This window comes from Mycobacterium bulgaricum, from assembly GCF_041287165.2.
Classification (GTDB): Bacteria; Actinomycetota; Actinomycetes; order Mycobacteriales; family Mycobacteriaceae; genus Mycobacterium; species Mycobacterium bulgaricum.
This window is the reverse complement of sequence record NZ_JBGGKV020000002.1, coordinates 369,955-385,234: the sequence shown is the minus strand read 5'-3', so window position 1 is coordinate 385,234 and position 15,280 is coordinate 369,955. Positions and strand designations below refer to the sequence as shown.

The window sequence follows — 15,280 nt, the reverse complement described above, 5'->3', positions numbered from 1 at the left end:
CCTGGGAACCGCCGCGAGAAAGGTGAGCCGGCTGTCATGACCATGACGGATCCGATCGCAGACTTCTTGACGCGTCTGCGCAACGCCAACTCGGCGTACCACGACGAAGTGACCTTGCCGCACAGCAAGATCAAGGCGAACATCGCCGAGATCCTGAAGTCCGAGGGTTACATCTCCGACTACCGCACCGAGGACGCCCGCGTGGGCAAGTCCCTCGTGGTGCAGCTCAAGTACGGCCCGAGCCGGGAGCGAAGCATCGCCGGCCTGCGCCGCGTGAGCAAGCCCGGTCTGCGGGTGTACGCCAAGTCCACCAACCTGCCGAAGGTGCTCGGCGGGCTCGGTGTGGCCATCATTTCCACGTCGTCCGGTTTGAGGACCGACCGCCAGGCATCCCGCGAGGGTGTCGGCGGCGAGGTTCTCGCTTACGTGTGGTGAGGGAGGTTTAGAACATGTCTCGCATTGGAAAGCAGCCGGTCCCGGTTCCCGCCGGGGTCGACGTCACGATCACCGGACAGAACGTCTCGGTCAAGGGACCCAAGGGCACGCTGACCCTCGATGTCGCCGAGCCCATCGAGGTCTCGCGCGACGAAGACGGCGCCATCGTGGTGGCCCGGCCCAACGACGAGCGCCGCAACCGCTCGCTGCACGGGCTGTCGCGCACGCTGATCGCCAACCTGGTGGAGGGTGTGACCCAGGGCTACACCACCAAGATGGAGATCTTCGGCGTCGGTTACCGCGTCGTGGCCAAGGGCAGCAACCTGGAGTTCGCTCTCGGCTACAGCCACCCGGTCCTGATCACCGCGCCCGAAGGTGTCACCTTCGCGGTCGAGACCCCCACCAAGTTCTCGATCTCCGGTATCGACAAGCAAGCTGTCGGCCAGATCGCGGCGAACATCCGCCGCCTCCGTAAGAGCGATCCCTACAAGGGCAAGGGCATCCGCTACGAGGGCGAGCAGATCCGTCGCAAGGTCGGAAAGACGGGTAAGTAACACATGGCTACCAAGAGCGCAGAGGCCGCCGGGCACACCCCGGTCGGCAAGAACATCTCCCAGACCCGCCGCACCTCGCGGCTGCGTAGGCACGCACGCCTGCGCAAGAAGGTCTCCGGCACCGCCGAGCGTCCCCGCCTGGTGGTCAACCGCTCCTCGCGGCACATCCACGTGCAGCTGGTCGACGACCTTCAGGGCGTCACCCTGGCCGCCGCCTCCTCGATCGAGGGCGACGTGCGTGCGGTCGACGGCGACAAGAAGGCCGCCAGCGCGCGGGTCGGTCAGCTGATCGCGGAGCGCGCCAAGGCCGCAGGCATCGAGGAGGTCGTGTTCGACCGCGGTGGGTACACCTACGGCGGACGGATCGCGGCACTGGCCGATGCGGCGCGCGAAGGCGGGCTGAAATTCTGATGACTGTTAACGAGAGGACTGCATAGTGGCCGAGCAGGCTGGCGCCGGTTCGGCGCAGGACAATCGCGGCGGTGGACGCGACGATCGCGGAGGACGGGGTCGCCGGGACGACCGCGGTGGCCGCGGCGGACGCGACGACCGTGAGAAGAGCAATTACCTGGAGCGGGTCGTCACGATCAACCGCGTCTCCAAGGTGGTCAAGGGCGGACGCCGGTTCAGCTTCACCGCGCTGGTGATCGTCGGTGACGGCAAGGGCATGGTCGGTGTCGGCTACGGCAAGGCCAAGGAAGTTCCCGCGGCCATCGCCAAGGGCGTGGAGGAGGCGCGCAAGAACTTCTTCCGTGTGCCTCTCATCGGCGGCACCGTGACCCACCCGGTTCAGGGTGAAGCCGCGGCCGGCGTCGTGATGCTGCGTCCGGCAAGCCCCGGTACCGGTGTCATCGCCGGTGGCGCCTGCCGTGCAGTGCTGGAATGCGCCGGCGTGCACGACGTCCTGGCCAAGTCGCTGGGTAGCGACAACGCGATCAACGTGGTGCACGCCACCGTTGCCGCGCTGAAGCTGCTGCAGCGTCCCGAAGAGGTCGCGGCGCGCCGTGGCCTGCCGATCGAAGATGTAGCGCCCGCAGGCATGCTCAGGGCTCGCCGTGAGGCCGAGGCTCTGGCCGCCAGCGCTGCGCGTGAGGGAACGGCTTAATCAATGGCAGAGCTCAAGATCACCCAGGTGCGCAGCACCATCGGTGCGCGCTGGAAGCAGCGCGAGTCGCTTCGTACGCTCGGGCTGCGCAAGATCCGCCAGTCCGTCGTCCGCGAGGACAACGCCCAGACGCGCGGTCTGATCAAGACCGTGCACCACCTCGTCACGGTTGAGGAGGTCTAACCATGGCTCCCATCAAGCTTCACGACCTGCGTCCCGCCCCCGGCGAGAAGACCGCCAAGACCCGCGTGGGTCGCGGTGAAGGCTCCAAGGGCAAGACCGCCGGTCGCGGCACGAAGGGCACCAAGGCCCGCAAGAACGTCCCCGCGATGTTCGAGGGTGGCCAGATGCCGATCCACATGCGGCTGCCGAAGCTGAAGGGCTTCCGCAACCGCTTCCGTACCGAATACGGCGTCGTCAACATCGGGGACCTGAACAAGGCCTTCCCCGAGGGCGGCACGGTCGGTGTGGACGAGTTGGTGGCCAAGGGCCTCGTTCGCAAGAACGTGTTGGTCAAGGTGCTCGGCGACGGCAAGCTGACTGCCAAGGTCGACGTGACCGCTCACAAGTTCAGCGGCAGCGCCCGCGAGGCGATCACCTCCGCCGGCGGCTCCGCCACCGAACTCTGATCGCCTCGGACGACGAGAACCCCCGCCACGGCGGGGGTTCTTTCGTTGGGCCGTCCGTAACGGCGCGACGTCGTAAGACGATCTAGAATCTGCATGTCGACACTTGAGGAGCACGCCATGATTCGCCGCCGCCGAACCGTCGCCGTTGCGATGGTCGCCGCCGGTCTCGCCATGTTAGGAGCGCAGCGACCGCGCAGGCCGAGACGCCCGACGAGCGGTTCGCCAACGCGATTGCCTCCATGGGCATTCCGACCGCACCTGACGAGGACGTGTCCCTGGTCGGGCACAAGGTGTGCGACATGCTCACCGGTGCGCTCACTGGTAATCCCAACCCGGTGCCCGCGGTGCGCGGAGTGGTGCAGACCCTCGAGAGCAACGCCGACCTCACCAAGCAGCAGGCGGTCGGCGTGATGCAGGCCTCGACCTACATCTACTGCCCTCAGTGGGCGCGCCTCATCGGCCGCTGACCCTTTCCTGAGCGTCGGTACGCTCGTTTTCATGTTCTCTCTGCTGTCCGGTGTCCCCGGGTTCGACGAAGTCCGTCAGTTCGCTCGCAAGGTCGACACCGCCCGTCACCAGGGTGTGCCCGACGGGTGCATCCTCGAGCTGGACCTGCAGAGCGCTCCGCCGGAATCGGCCGGCTTCGATCCGATGGCCCTCATCAACGGCGCAGGACGGCCACTCCTGTTGCGGGAGGCGGTCTCCGCGTTGCACCGGGCCGCCGACGATCCCCGGGTGGCGGGCCTGATCGCCCGCGTACAGATCGATGCCGCCCCGCCGGGCCCCGTGCAGGAGCTGCGCGAGGCGATCGTGGCGTTCACCGCGAAGAAGCCGTCGCTGGCATGGGCCGAGACGTACCCGGGCACGTTGTCCTACTACCTGGCCTCCGCGTTCGGCGAGGTGTGGATGCAACCGTCCGGCTCCGTCGGCCTCGTCGGCTTCGCCACCAGCGCGCTGTTCCTGCGCGATGCGCTCGACAAGCTCGGCGTCGAGGCCCAGTTCGTGGCCCGAGGTGAATACAAGTCGGCGGCCAACCTTTTCACCCAGGACCGCTACACCGAAGCCCATCGCGAGGCCGACAGCGCACTGGTCAACGGGCTGCGTGCGCAGGTGTGGGCGGGCGTGGCGGCCTCCCGGGGCATCGACGCGTCGGCACTCGATGCGCTGGCCGACCGGGCTCCGCTGCTGCGCGACGACGCCGTGACGGCGAAGCTGGTGGATCGCATCGGCTTCCGTGACGAGGCGTACGCGCGGATCGCGGAAAAGGTTGGTGCGGAGGGTATTTCGCCGGAAGAAGGGGACGCCGACGGCGAGGACGCGCCGCCAAGGCTGTATCTGGCGCGGTATGCGCGGGCCAAGAAGCCCGCCGTCCCGACGCTGAAGAGTCGTCCGCGGTTCGCTGTGGTGACGGTGGCCGGGCCGATCGTCGGCGGCAAGGGTGGGCGGCGGACGCCCATCGGCGGCTCCAGCTCCGGCGGTGACACCATCGCCGCCGCGCTGCGCCAGGCGGTGTCCGACGACGACATCGCGGCGATCGTGCTGCGCGTCGACAGCCCCGGCGGTGCGGTCTCGGCCTCGGAGACGATCTGGCGGGAGGTGGTCCGTGCTCGCGAGCGCGGCAAACCGATCGTCGCGTCGATGGGCTCCGTGGCGGCTTCGGGCGGCTACTACGTCTCGATGGCAGCGGACGCGATCGTTGCCAATCCGGGCACCATCACCGGGTCGATCGGCGTCGTCACAGGCAAGTTCATCGCCCGCGGGCTCAAGGACAAGATCGGTGTCGGCTCGGATTCGGTGCGCACCAACGCCAATGCCGATGCCTGGTCGATCGACGCGCCGTTCACCGAGGAGCAGCACGCGCACGTGGTGGCCGGTGCCGACGAGATCTACACCGACTTCGTCGAACGGGTCGCGGCGGGGCGCAACATGACGGCCGAGGCTGTCGAGCAGGTGGCGCGCGGACGGGTGTGGACGGGTGCCGACGCCCTCGAGCGCGGCCTCGTCGACGAACTCGGCGGGCTGCGCACCGCCATCCAGCGGGCCAAGGCGCTGGCCGGCATCGACGAGGACGACAAGGTCGAACTCCAATACCTCCCGGGGTCTTCGCTGCGGGATGTGTTGCGGCCCAAGCCTTCCTCGCAGCCGGCGGCGTCATCGCTGCCGGACCTGCTGAGTGACGTGGCGTTGCGGTCGGTGATGGGCGTCGTGGATCAGACTCGGCGATCGCTCACCGGGGTCAACGTGCTGTGGCTGGGGGAGACCCGCTACTGAGATGGGCGATCAGTCGTTCCACCAGTTGGCCGGGAGCGTCCTCGGGCAGTAGGTGGCCCGCGTCGTCGATCCACGTGAGGCCGCCGTTGGGGATTCGCGCCGCGATCCATTCACCGTGTGGCGCAGGCAGAATGCGATCCTCACGGCCCCACGCCAGCGTCACCGGGATGTCGACGGAGCCGAGCAGGTCCTCGTACGCGGCGGTCTCGCGCTGGCTGAGCTGTCGGTATTGCCGATAGAAGGCGGCCTGTCCTTCTTCGCCGAGCCACGGAGCCAGGTAGTGATCGAGCACGCCGGGGCGGTAATCGGTGTGGGTGCCGTTACGCAGATGCGCGGTGACGAGGGCTTCGTGTGCGTAGGCAGGGAGTTGTTCGAAGACCTCGTGGTGTTGCCGGATGAGACCGAACAGTCCGTGTTCCCACGTTCCGCCGGTGACGGCGTCGAACAGGAAAAGGTCCGCATAGGAGGCATTCTCGATCAACAGCGCGCGCAACACGATGGCACCGCCGATGTCGCAGGCGACGACGCTGGGACGTTCGAGCCCCCATTGACGGAGCAGTTCGGCGAAGTTCCGTCCCTGAGCGGCGACGGTCAGGTCCTGACCGGCACGCTTGTCGGATTGTCCATAACCGAGATGGTCGAAGACGTAGACGCGCCGGCCGGCGCGAGCCAGGGCGGGAGCGACATCGCGCCACAGGAACGACGAGTACGGCGTGCCGTGTACGAGCACGATCGGCGGCCCGTCACCGAACGAATCCCAGCGCACCACTCCGTCAGACAGCTCCACCGAGCGTTCGAGCTTCCACATCGACACGATGGTACCGATCAGTGTTCTTGTCGGCAGTTGTCAGGCGAGTGCCGCGATCAGTGCGTCGGTGACCTGCGCTGTGGAGGCCGTACCGCCGAGATCGGCAGTACGCGTGCCGGGTTCGGCCAGGGTGGCAGTCATGGCGGCCAGGACGTCATCGGCTGCCGCGTCGTGTCCGAGGTGGGTGAGCATCATCGCCGCCGACCAGATCGCGCCGACGGGATTGGCAACGCCGCGGCCGGCGATGTCCGGTGCCGAACCGTGGACGGGCTCGAACATCGACGGGTACTGCTTGGTCGGATCCAGGTTCGCCGAGGGCGCGATCCCGATGGAACCGGCCACCGCGGCCGCGAGGTCGGACAGGATGTCACCGAAAAGGTTGGAGGCCACCACCACATCGAAGCGGGACGGTTGGAGCACGAACTTCGCCGCCAGGGCATCGATGTGCTCGCTGTCGATCCTGACATCCGGATAGCGGGCGGCACGTTCGGCGACGACCTCGTCCCAGAACGGCAAGGTGTGCACGATGCCGTTGGACTTCGTCGCCGACGTCACGTACCCGCGGCGGGTCTGTGCGAGGTCGAGCGCGAAGTCGGCGATCCGCGACACACCGGCGCGCGTGAACACCGATTCCTGGATCGCCGTCTCCTCGGGGAACCCTCGGTTGAGCCGTCCTCCGATCTCGCTGTACTCGCCCTCGATGTTCTCCCTGACCACGACGAAATCGACATCATCGGCATCTCGGAGGGGGCTTTGCACACCGCGAAACACCTTGATGGGCCGCAGGTTCACGTACTGACGGAAGGCGCGCCGGATCGGGATGAGAAGGCCCCACAGTGACACGTGGTCCGGCACTCCCGGCCATCCGACGGCGCCCAGAAGGATCGCGTCGAAGTCGCGCAGGGTGTCGAGTCCGTCGGCGGGCATCATGGCGCCCTCACGCTCATAGCGTTGACATGACCAGTCGAATTCCTGGTATTCCAACGTGATTCGGTGTTTGGCGCACACCGCGTCGACGACGGCTCGCGCGGACTCGATCACGTCCACGCCGATGCCGTCACCCGGGATGACGGCGATGCGCTGCGTGCTCATGCACCCAGGCCCAACAACGCGATCAACAGTGGCAGGCACACTACGATCAGGATTGCACCGGCGATGTCGAACGAGATGCCCGAGCGGATCATCGTGGTGATGGGCACTGCGCCCGATCCGTAGACGATCGCGTTCTGCGGGGTCGAGACCGGCAACATGAACCCGAACGACGCTGCGAACGTCGCCGCGAGCGCGGGCACGAACGGATTCACACCGGCGGCGACGGCGATCGGGATGATGATCGGTACGACGACCGCAGCAGACGCGGTGTTGCTCGTCGTCTCGGACACGACGATGGCCAGCAGCACGGCGAAGATGGTGATGGCCACGACGCTGGTGAGCCCCAACGCGTCTGCGACCGAGGTGCCGATGGTCTCGGCCAATCCCGTGTCGGCCAGCAGAGAGCCGAAGATGATGCCGGTGCCGAACAAGACGACCGTTCCCCAGTCGATGGCCGCGGCGTCCTTCCACCGCAGCGTGAACTCACGCTGCGGCCAGTCCGTGGGCAGCAGGAACAGCAGGGCGGCCCCGAACACCGCGACGGTTCCCTCGTCGAGTCGGTCGCTGATCGTGGTGTAGATGTCGGAATCGTTGCCGAAGACGAGCGCGAGGATGCCGGGCAGGATCCACAGCGACACGGTGACGCCGAACGCGATCAGCGTGTTCTTTTCCGCACGTGACAGCGCGCCCATCTCGGCGCGCTGCTCGGCGACGTACTCAGACACGCCCTCGATCTTCTTGAGCTCCGGTTTGTTGAGCTTGATGAGGAGGAATGCCAGGACGGCGAACATCAGCAGGCAGATGGGCGCGGCCACAACCATCCACTGTCCGAAGCTGATTCGCTCTCCGGTCGCTTCCTCGATCAGCCCTCGTCCGATCAGATTCGGGGGGCTGCCGACCGGGGTGAGCAAGCCGCCGACGCTGGCCGAGTACGCCAGCATCAGCATCAGGGCCGCGCCCACTTTCAGCCGCAGCGGATCGAAGTCCTCGGCGACCTTGCCCTGCTTCTGCAGCAACTTCGCGATCACCCCGAGAATGCCGAGCGCCGTGGGCAGCAGCATGGCCACGGTGGCGGTGTTGGAGACGAAGGCCGACAGCAGAGCCGTGATGGCGCCGAAGGCCAGGATGACCCCGGTGGTCGATTGGCCGGCGCGGGGCAGCGCGAGGATGCGGAACGCGAAGCGCCGCGCCAACCCGTGCTTGAGCATCGCCTGGGCAAGGATGAAGGCTCCGATGAACGTGAAAACCGTCGATGAGCCGAAGGGGCCCAGAACATCGTCGGCCGGGGCTACGCCCAGGAAGACGATCAGGGCTACCCCGAGCAGGCCCCCGATCGGTATGGGCACGGGCTCGGTGACCCACAACACGATGACGCCGAGAAGTACCCCGGCCAAGGTCTGCTGCTGTGGCGGAATGTCGAGCGGGAGTAGAAGGAACGCGATGGCCACGACGGGAGCCAGGAAAAGACCGACCGTCCGGCGCCCCTTCTCGAAGCGCTCCTCGGCTGGGCTCAGACGCTGCTCGCCCAGGCTGCGATAGGTGGCGCCACCCAGCAGTGACTTGTCGACGTCGGTGGGTTTCAGCGGGTTGTCCGCAGTCATCAGCATCTCCTGACCCGTAAACGCCGCCGGTGTGGCATGCGTCACTCGACCCTTCCGGGACGGGAGTGCCCTGCGGTCACAGAAGTTAATCCGCGGCCGGCGAATTTGTGCCGGTGCCGGTCAGCGAGCCAGCGTCGCGCTGACGTAGATGATCTCCCCGAGGGGATCGGTGTCGTCAGACATCACCGGTAGCGCGCGGCCGTAACGCGTGAACAGCTCTTCGCGTGGCGCTCCGCTGACCTGCCAACCCTTGTCGCCGAGATAGCCCATCACCTGGTTGCGGGCTCCGGCGTACACCAGCGACGACATGTCGATGTCGAACCCGTGCTCGCGCAGCGGCTCCGACAGTGCGGTGGCCTTGCCCGCGTCGAAGTCCACGATGCCCGGCGCGTATTCGGTCGCGATGGTGCTCCCCGGCGCCGACAGTTCGGTGATCTGGTCGAACAACCCGTCCTGGGCCTCTGGGGGCAGATAGATCAGCAGGCCCTCGGCCAGCCACGCGGTGGGTTGCGCCGGAGAGAACCCGGCCTCCCGTAGGGCGGTGGGCCAGTCGCCGCGCAGGTCGACCGCCACCGGCCGATGGGTTGCCGTCGGCTCGGCGCCGATGTCACGCAGCGTCCGGGTCTTGAATTCGATGACGTCGGGCTGATCCAGTTCATAGACCACCGTTCCCGGCGGCCAGGGAAGGCGATAGGCCCTGGCGTCCAGTCCGGATGCCAGGATCACCACCTGAGCGACGCCGGCCGTGGTCGCCGCGGCGCAACAGTCGTCGAAGAACTTGGTGCGCACGGCCATTCCGTCGATCATCGCCTGCGCTCGCTCAGCGGAGCTGTCGGGGAACCGGGTCAGGTCGAGTTCGCCGTCGAGCAGCTTGACGAAGAAATCGAGACCGACCGCCCGCACCAGCGGTTCGGCGTACGGATCGTTGATCAGGGGGTCGGGACCGGCACTGGCCACCGCGCGGCCCGCGGCCACCATCGTCGCCGTCGCACCCACACTGGAGGCCGGGTCCCAGGAATCGTCCGCGGTGCGTGCCATCGAATCAGCCTAGACGCGCCGTCATCCGAGCTGCGCCGACAAGTAGCCGGAGTCGCCCACCATTGCGGCAAGCTGATCATTGGGTGGTTCGAAACCGTTGGCGGCGTAGGCCTCTGCGTTCGGCAGGACGGTGACCTCCCAGCCCTGCCCGCGAAGGTGGTCGCCCGCCGGTGTCCTCGGCCCGCTGTAGAACAGCTGGGTCAGGTCGATGTCGCTGCCGTAGCGGCGGCCGCGGTCGCTGAGCTGTTTGGCCCAGTCGCCGGTGAGGGCTTTCGCGTCCATGTGCTCGGTCGCCAGCATGCTGCCCGGTGCGCTCAACGCCGTGATGTTGTCCAGCAGCCGGTCCTGCGCGTCTGGCGGCAGGTAGATCAGCAGCCCTTCGGCGATCCACGCCGTCGGTCGAGAGGCATCGAAACCGGCCTCGCGCAGTGCGGCCGGCCAGTCCTCGCGCAGATCGATGGACACCGTTCTGCGGTCGGCTGCCGGCGTTGCGCCCGCGTCGGCCAGCACGGTGGTCTTGAATTCGATCACCGCGGGCTGGTCGATCTCGAACACCACGGAGCCGTCGGCCCAGGGGAGCCGGTAGGCGCGGGTGTCGAGTCCCGATGCCAGGATCACCGCCTGCCGGATGCCCTGTCGTCCCGCGGCGGTGAAGAAGTCGTCGAAGAACCGGGTTCGCACGGCGATGTGTTCGCGCATCTGCTGCGCGCCGAACAGCGGATCGGCCTCGTCGCCGAGCTCGCCGTTGGCCACCTTGATGAAGTGCGGCAGGCCGACGGCTTCGACGAGCGCCGCGGCGTAGGGGTCGTCGATCAGTGGGTCGGGACCGCGGCTGGCCAGTGCCCGCGTGGCGGCCACCGACGTCGCGGTGGCACCGACGCTGGTTGCCAGGTCCCAGGTGTCGCCTTCAGCGCGCGGCATCTGCGCTCCTCTCAGGTAGGACTGCGGTCAGTGCTTTCGAATCACGCAGTGCGGCAAGGGTTTCAGGAACACGGAACTCGCGACCGTACTGCGCGAAGACATCGGGCCGCGACTGGCCGCTGACCTGCCAACCCAGCGCGGCCAGGTAGTCGGCCGGGGGAGTGCGCTCCCCGGTGTGGAACAGGCTCGCCACGTCGAGATCCAGGCCCTGGTCCTGCCACTGGTCGCGCAACGCCCGGCTGCGCTCACCGATGCTGGCTCCGGCGTCGGGGTGGTACTCGGTCGCCAGCCTGCTCCCCGGTGCGCTCAGCGCGGTGATCGCGTCGAACAACCGGTCCTGCGCGTCGGGCGGCAGATAGACCAGCAGCCCCTCGGCGATCCACGCCGTCGGCACCGTCGTGTCGAACCCGGCTCGGCGCAATGCGGCCGGCCAGTCGTTGCGCAGGTCCTCCGCGACGGTGTGAAGCTGCGCCGACGGAGTCGCGCCGAGCGCGGCCAGCGTCGCCGTCTTGAACTCGATGACGGCGGGCTGGTCGATCTCGAAGACCGTGGCGCCCGCCGGCCAATCGAGCCGATAGGCACGCGAATCGAGACCCGACGCGAGGATGACGGCCTGCCGGATGCCTGCCCGGCCGGCGTCGGCGAAGAAGTCGTCGAAGAACCGGGTGCGGACCGCCATCACATCCGTCATGAGCGCGGCGGTCCCGGAGTCGTCCCCGGCGGCGTAGTCGATCTCGCCGTCGACGACCTTGGTGAAGAATCCGATCCCGACCGCGCGCACCAAGGGCGCCGCATACGGGTCGTCGATCAGCGGGTCGGCTTCCCGGCTGGCGACGGCACGCGCGGCCGCGACCATCGTCGCCGTGGCCCCGACGCTGGAGGCCAGGTCCCAGGTGTCGCCCTCCGTGCGCGCCACCCCCGGTTCCCTACTTGCTCGCGCTGACGTAGACGACGTCGGCGAAACCTTCGTCGCTGTCGAGCGGGGCCAGTCCGTAGCGCACCAGAAGATCGTTGGTCGGTGTGCCCTCGACCGTCCAGCCCTGCGCGCGCAGATATCCGGTGACCTCGTTGCGGTCACCCAGGAAAACCAACTCGGAGAAGTCCAGATCGAAGCCGTGATCGCGCCAGCGGTCGGTCGACTGCTGCATCTTCTCGCGCATCTCCTCCTGGTCGGCGTCGTGGTGGGACGGCACGGCCTCCACCGCGAGCCTGCTGCCGGGCGCGCTGAGCTCCCCGATGGTGTCCAGGAGGCGGTCCTGCGCGTCGGGCGGCAGGTAGCCGAGCAGGCCCTCGGCAATCCACGCCGTCGGAGCACTCGCGTCGAAACCGGCCTCTGCGAGGGCGGCAGGCCAGTCGTTGCGCAGATCCACCGCGACCGTCTTGAGGTTCGTCGACGGCTGGGCGCCGAGTCCGGCGAGCGTGGTGGCCTTGAACTCGATGACGTCGGGCTGGTCGATCTCGAACAGCGTCATGTCCTCGGGCCAGGTGAGGCGGTACCCGCGGGCGTCGAGCCCCGAGGCGAGGATCACGGCCTGTCGGACACCGGAGGCGACCGCGTCGGCGAAGAAGTCGTCGAAGAACCGGGTGCGGGCGGCCATGCCGTCGGCGAAACGGCTCATCCCGACGGGCGACTCGCCGGCCTCGCCGGTGTCCAGATCCGCCGGGGTCAGTTCACCGCTGGCGAGGCGGCTGAAGAAGTCGACACCGACGGCGCGCACGAGCGGTTCGGCGAACGGATCGTTGATCACGGGCTGCTCGGCCCGGGTGGCCACTGCGCGGGCCGCGGCGACCATGGTGGCGGTGGCCCCCACGCTGGAGGCGAGGTCCCAGGTGTCGTCTGCGGTACGGGGCATGTCACGTCCTTTTAATTAGATGAATTAACAACTGTCGCCACGGTACGCGCCGAAGCTGAGCATCGACTGAGCGGCGGGATTCGGGCGGGAGAACCTGCAACTGTTAGTCTCGTAGACTGTTTGAACGCGCGACTCGGGCAGGTTATTTCGCCTGCTCATACGGTCGCGCTATACGACTTGACCACGACTGGTGACGCCAGCTACACGAGCACGCCGCGATCGACAGCACGGCCGTGCAGGAGGAAAGAGTGCTCTCGGCCTTCATCTCGTCCTTGCGGACAGTCGATCTGAGACGAAAGATCCTGTTCACGCTGGGCATCGTGATCCTTTACCGGGTCGGTGCCTCCATCCCGTCCCCCGGTGTGAACTACCCCAACGTGCAGCAGTGCATCGCGCAGGTCAGCGGCGGGGAGTCGGGTCAGATCTACTCGCTGATCAACCTGTTCTCCGGCGGCGCGCTCCTACAGCTTTCGGTGTTCGCGGTGGGCATCATGCCCTACATCACCGCCAGCATCATCGTGCAGCTGCTCGGTGTCGTCATCCCCCGCTTCGAACAGCTCCGCAAGGAGGGCCAGGCGGGCCAGACGAAACTGACGCAGTACACGCGTTACCTCGCGATCGCGCTGGCGATCCTGCAGGCGACCAGCATCGTCGCGCTCGCCGCCAACGGCGGCCTGCTGCAGGGCTGCTCCCTCGACATCATCCAGGGGCAGAGCGAAGGCCTCAACATCTGGACGCTGGCGGTCATCGTCATCGTCATGACCGCCGGTGCCGCGCTGGTCATGTGGATGGGTGAGCTCGTCACCGAGCGCGGCGTCGGCAACGGCATGTCGCTGATCATCTTCGCCAGCATCGCCTCGGCGATCCCCGGCGAAGGCAAGAACATCCTGGACAGCCGCGGCGGCATGGTCTTCACGCTGGTCTGCGTGGCGGCCCTGGTGATCGTCATCGGCGTGGTCTTCGTCGAGCAGGGCCAGCGCCGTATCCCCGTGCAGTACGCCAAGCGCATGGTCGGCCGCAAGATGTACGGCGGCACGTCGACCTACCTGCCGCTGAAGGTGAACCAGGCAGGCGTCATCCCGGTCATCTTCGCGTCGTCGCTGATCTACATCCCGCACCTGATCACGCAGCTGATCACCAGCGGCAGCTCCAACCCGAGCACGGGGTGGTGGCAGACCTTCGTGGCCGACTACCTGACCGACCCGAGCAGCCCGGTCTACATCGCGATCTACTTCGGCCTGATCATCTTCTTCACCTACTTCTATGTGTCCATCACGTTCAACCCCGAGGAACGTGCCGACGAGATGAAGAAGTACGGCGGCTTCATCCCCGGCATCCGCCCGGGCAAGCCGACCGCCGAATACCTGAGCTTCGTCCTGTCGAGGATCACCCTTCCGGGCTCGATCTACCTGGGCGTCATCGCCGTCCTGCCGAACCTCTTCCTGGAGATCGGCAACACCGGCTCGGTGCAGAACCTGCCGTTCGGCGGTACGGCTGTCCTCATCGCCGTGGGCGTCGGCCTGGACACCGTGAAGCAGATCGAAAGCCAGCTGATGCAGCGCAACTACGAAGGTTTTCTGAAGTGAGAGAGGGTTTCCTACGTTGAGAATCGTGTTGTTGGGACCGCCGGGTGCGGGCAAGGGAACTCAGGCGGAGAAGCTGGCCGACAAGCTGGGCGTCCCGCACGTCTCCACCGGCGACCTGTTCCGGTACAACATCAGCAACAACACCGAGCTGGGCGTCGAGGCGAAGAAGTACCTCGACGCCGGCGACCTGGTTCCGGCCACGCTCACCAACGCGCTGGTCGACGACCGGCTGGACGACGACGACGCCAAGCAGGGCTTCATCCTCGACGGCTTCCCGCGCTCGGTCGAGCAGGCCGAAGCGCTCGCCCAGATGCTCCAGAAGCGCGGTCTGGCGCTGGATGCGGTGCTGGAGTTCCGGGTGCCCGAGGAAGAGCTCGTGTCCCGCCTGCAGGGTCGCGGCCGCGCCGACGACACCGAGGACGTCATCCGCAACCGGTTCAAGGTCTACCGCGACGAGACCGCACCGCTGCTCGACTTCTACTCCGACGACCTCAAGACGGTCGACGCCGTCGGTGAGCTCGACGAGGTGTTCGCCCGCGCGCTGAAGGCCCTCGGCCGCTAGATGGTTTCTCTGCCCGGACTGCGCAGCCGCAAGGTTGTTCCGCAGCGCACCGCCGGCGAACTCGATGCGATGGCCGCGGCGGGCGCACTCGTTGCCGCCGCATTGAAAGCCGTGCAGGCGGCCGCCGCGCCGGGTGTGTCGACCCTTGAGCTCGACGCCGTCGCCGAGTCGGTGATCCGCGACGGGGGAGGCACCCCGTCGTTCCTCGGCTACCACGGCTTTCCCGCCACCATCTGTTCGTCGGTCAACGACCGCGTCGTGCACGGCATCCCGAACGACGCCGAAAAGCTGGCCGCGGGCGATCTGGTGTCGATCGACTGCGGCGCGATCCTGGACGGCTGGCACGGCGACTCGGCGTTCACCTTCGGCGTCGGCGAGCTGATCCCCGCCGACGAGGTGCTGTCGGCCGCGACACGGGATTCGATGGAGGCCGGCATCGCCGCCATGATCCCCGGCAACCGCCTGACCGATGTCTCCCACGCCATCGAGCAGGGCACCAAAGCCGCCGAGGCCCGCTACGGCCGCACATTCGGCATCGTCGCCGGCTACGGCGGGCACGGCATCGGCCGCGAGATGCACATGGATCCGTTCCTGCCCAACGAGGGCTCACCCGGGCGCGGACCGTATCTGGCCGTCGGCTCCGTGTTGGCCATCGAGCCGATGCTCACCCTCGGCACCCGCAAAACGGCTGTGCTGGACGACAACTGGACGGTCGTCACCACCGACGGGTCCCGCGCCGCACACTGGGAGCACACCGTCGCGGTCACTGACGACGGACCCCGCATCCTGACAGCGCGCTGAACCGAGCGGCCGTCGCCGTCGTGT

General features: G+C 67.4%; 18 protein-coding genes. 11 read left to right on the top strand and 7 right to left on the bottom strand.

Going from position 1 to position 15,280, the window contains the following annotated elements; translation table 11 throughout:
- The first annotated feature begins 36 nt into the window (after window positions 1–36).
- The 8 genes from rpsH to sppA all read left to right on the top strand — a co-directional run bounded on the left by rpsH (window position 37) and on the right by sppA (window position 4,994).
- On the top strand, window positions 37–435 hold the full coding sequence (gene rpsH, locus ACAG24_RS08405; protein ID WP_024446210.1) for a 30S ribosomal protein S8: 399 nt from the start codon (window positions 37–39) through the stop codon (window positions 433–435).
- Window positions 436–449: 14 nt separating this feature from the next.
- Window positions 450–989 carry a 50S ribosomal protein L6 gene (gene rplF / locus ACAG24_RS08400; RefSeq protein ID WP_370472272.1) on the top strand — a complete coding sequence of 180 codons (540 nt, stop codon included), beginning with the start codon at window positions 450–452 and terminating at the stop codon, window positions 987–989.
- A 3-nt stretch (window positions 990–992) separates the two neighbouring features.
- Complete coding sequence (gene rplR / locus ACAG24_RS08395) at window positions 993–1,400, top strand: 50S ribosomal protein L18 (protein WP_370472273.1); 408 nt, start codon at window positions 993–995, stop codon at window positions 1,398–1,400.
- A gap of 25 nt (window positions 1,401–1,425) precedes the next feature.
- Window positions 1,426–2,094 carry a 30S ribosomal protein S5 gene (rpsE, locus tag ACAG24_RS08390; protein WP_024446213.1) on the top strand — a complete coding sequence of 223 codons (669 nt, stop codon included), beginning with the start codon at window positions 1,426–1,428 and terminating at the stop codon, window positions 2,092–2,094.
- A gap of 3 nt (window positions 2,095–2,097) precedes the next feature.
- Window positions 2,098–2,277 carry a 50S ribosomal protein L30 gene (gene rpmD / locus ACAG24_RS08385; RefSeq protein ID WP_003929541.1) on the top strand — a complete coding sequence of 60 codons (180 nt, stop codon included), beginning with the start codon at window positions 2,098–2,100 and terminating at the stop codon, window positions 2,275–2,277.
- Window positions 2,278–2,279: 2 nt separating this feature from the next.
- A complete protein-coding gene (gene rplO, locus ACAG24_RS08380) occupies window positions 2,280–2,723 on the top strand; it encodes a 50S ribosomal protein L15 (RefSeq protein WP_370472274.1) in 444 nt (147 codons plus the stop codon).
- Between the two features lie 239 nt (window positions 2,724–2,962).
- Window positions 2,963–3,190, top strand: a complete 228-nt coding sequence (locus tag ACAG24_RS08375) for a DUF732 domain-containing protein (protein WP_370472275.1) — start codon at window positions 2,963–2,965, stop codon at window positions 3,188–3,190.
- Between the two features lie 31 nt (window positions 3,191–3,221).
- Window positions 3,222–4,994 (top strand): signal peptide peptidase SppA, encoded by a 1,773-nt coding sequence (gene sppA / locus ACAG24_RS08370; protein ID WP_370472276.1) that lies wholly within the window; start codon window positions 3,222–3,224, stop codon window positions 4,992–4,994.
- Here the strand turns inward: sppA and ACAG24_RS08365 are convergent.
- The 7 genes from ACAG24_RS08365 to ACAG24_RS08335 form a co-directional block, all read right to left on the bottom strand.
- Entirely contained in the window at window positions 4,960–5,802 is an 843-nt protein-coding gene (locus ACAG24_RS08365; RefSeq protein WP_370472277.1) for an alpha/beta fold hydrolase, read from the bottom strand. The genes sppA and ACAG24_RS08365 overlap by 35 nt on opposite strands.
- 39 nt (window positions 5,803–5,841) lie before the next feature.
- Window positions 5,842–6,894, bottom strand: a complete 1,053-nt coding sequence (locus ACAG24_RS08360; RefSeq protein WP_370472278.1) for a tartrate dehydrogenase — start codon at window positions 6,892–6,894, stop codon at window positions 5,842–5,844.
- A complete protein-coding gene (locus tag ACAG24_RS08355; protein ID WP_370472279.1) occupies window positions 6,891–8,495 on the bottom strand; it encodes an SLC13 family permease in 1,605 nt (534 codons plus the stop codon). Before ACAG24_RS08355 ends, ACAG24_RS08360 begins: the two co-directional genes overlap by 4 nt.
- 120 nt (window positions 8,496–8,615) lie before the next feature.
- Entirely contained in the window at window positions 8,616–9,533 is a 918-nt protein-coding gene (locus ACAG24_RS08350) for a class I SAM-dependent methyltransferase (RefSeq protein ID WP_370472280.1), read from the bottom strand.
- Between the two features lie 21 nt (window positions 9,534–9,554).
- Complete coding sequence (locus tag ACAG24_RS08345; RefSeq protein ID WP_370472281.1) at window positions 9,555–10,454, bottom strand: class I SAM-dependent methyltransferase; 900 nt, start codon at window positions 10,452–10,454, stop codon at window positions 9,555–9,557.
- Window positions 10,441–11,370, bottom strand: coding sequence for an SAM-dependent methyltransferase (locus ACAG24_RS08340; protein WP_370472282.1), 930 nt, complete (start codon window positions 11,368–11,370; stop codon window positions 10,441–10,443). The genes ACAG24_RS08345 and ACAG24_RS08340 overlap by 14 nt, the downstream gene beginning before the upstream one ends.
- 10 nt (window positions 11,371–11,380) lie before the next feature.
- Complete coding sequence (locus ACAG24_RS08335) at window positions 11,381–12,307, bottom strand: class I SAM-dependent methyltransferase (RefSeq protein ID WP_370472283.1); 927 nt, start codon at window positions 12,305–12,307, stop codon at window positions 11,381–11,383.
- A 248-nt stretch (window positions 12,308–12,555) separates the two neighbouring features.
- Here ACAG24_RS08335 and secY point away from each other — a divergent pair, with 248 nt between their 5' ends.
- The 3 genes from secY to map are packed head-to-tail and all read left to right on the top strand — an operon-like array spanning window position 12,556 to window position 15,256.
- Entirely contained in the window at window positions 12,556–13,893 is a 1,338-nt protein-coding gene (gene secY / locus ACAG24_RS08330; RefSeq protein ID WP_370472284.1) for a preprotein translocase subunit SecY, read from the top strand.
- Between the two features lie 16 nt (window positions 13,894–13,909).
- Complete coding sequence (locus tag ACAG24_RS08325; protein WP_370472285.1) at window positions 13,910–14,455, top strand: adenylate kinase; 546 nt, start codon at window positions 13,910–13,912, stop codon at window positions 14,453–14,455.
- Window positions 14,456–15,256: a type I methionyl aminopeptidase gene (gene map, locus ACAG24_RS08320; RefSeq protein ID WP_370472286.1), complete on the top strand. Its 801-nt coding sequence runs from the start codon at window positions 14,456–14,458 to the stop codon at window positions 15,254–15,256.
- Window positions 15,257–15,280 lie beyond the last annotated feature (24 nt).

Excerpts from the sequence above, each read along its gene's own strand:
- sppA (WP_370472276.1), top strand. The coding sequence starts at position 3,222 with ATGTTCTCTCTGCTGTCCGGTGTCCCCGGGTTCGACGAAGTCCGTCAG.
- ACAG24_RS08365 (WP_370472277.1), bottom strand. The coding sequence starts at position 5,802 with ATGTGGAAGCTCGAACGCTCGGTGGAGCTGTCTGACGGAGTGGTGCGC.
- ACAG24_RS08360 (WP_370472278.1), bottom strand. The coding sequence starts at position 6,894 with ATGAGCACGCAGCGCATCGCCGTCATCCCGGGTGACGGCATCGGCGTG.
- rpmD (WP_003929541.1), top strand. The coding sequence starts at position 2,098 with ATGGCAGAGCTCAAGATCACCCAGGTGCGCAGCACCATCGGTGCGCGC.
- rplF (WP_370472272.1), top strand. The coding sequence starts at position 450 with ATGTCTCGCATTGGAAAGCAGCCGGTCCCGGTTCCCGCCGGGGTCGAC.
- rplR (WP_370472273.1), top strand. The coding sequence starts at position 993 with ATGGCTACCAAGAGCGCAGAGGCCGCCGGGCACACCCCGGTCGGCAAG.
- ACAG24_RS08335 (WP_370472283.1), bottom strand. The coding sequence starts at position 12,307 with ATGCCCCGTACCGCAGACGACACCTGGGACCTCGCCTCCAGCGTGGGG.
- rpsH (WP_024446210.1), top strand. The coding sequence starts at position 37 with ATGACCATGACGGATCCGATCGCAGACTTCTTGACGCGTCTGCGCAAC.
- ACAG24_RS08345 (WP_370472281.1), bottom strand. The coding sequence starts at position 10,454 with ATGCCGCGCGCTGAAGGCGACACCTGGGACCTGGCAACCAGCGTCGGT.
- rplO (WP_370472274.1), top strand. The coding sequence starts at position 2,280 with ATGGCTCCCATCAAGCTTCACGACCTGCGTCCCGCCCCCGGCGAGAAG.
- ACAG24_RS08355 (WP_370472279.1), bottom strand. The coding sequence starts at position 8,495 with ATGACTGCGGACAACCCGCTGAAACCCACCGACGTCGACAAGTCACTG.
- ACAG24_RS08375 (WP_370472275.1), top strand. The coding sequence starts at position 2,963 with ATGGGCATTCCGACCGCACCTGACGAGGACGTGTCCCTGGTCGGGCAC.
- ACAG24_RS08350 (WP_370472280.1), bottom strand. The coding sequence starts at position 9,533 with ATGGCACGCACCGCGGACGATTCCTGGGACCCGGCCTCCAGTGTGGGT.
- map (WP_370472286.1), top strand. The coding sequence starts at position 14,456 with ATGGTTTCTCTGCCCGGACTGCGCAGCCGCAAGGTTGTTCCGCAGCGC.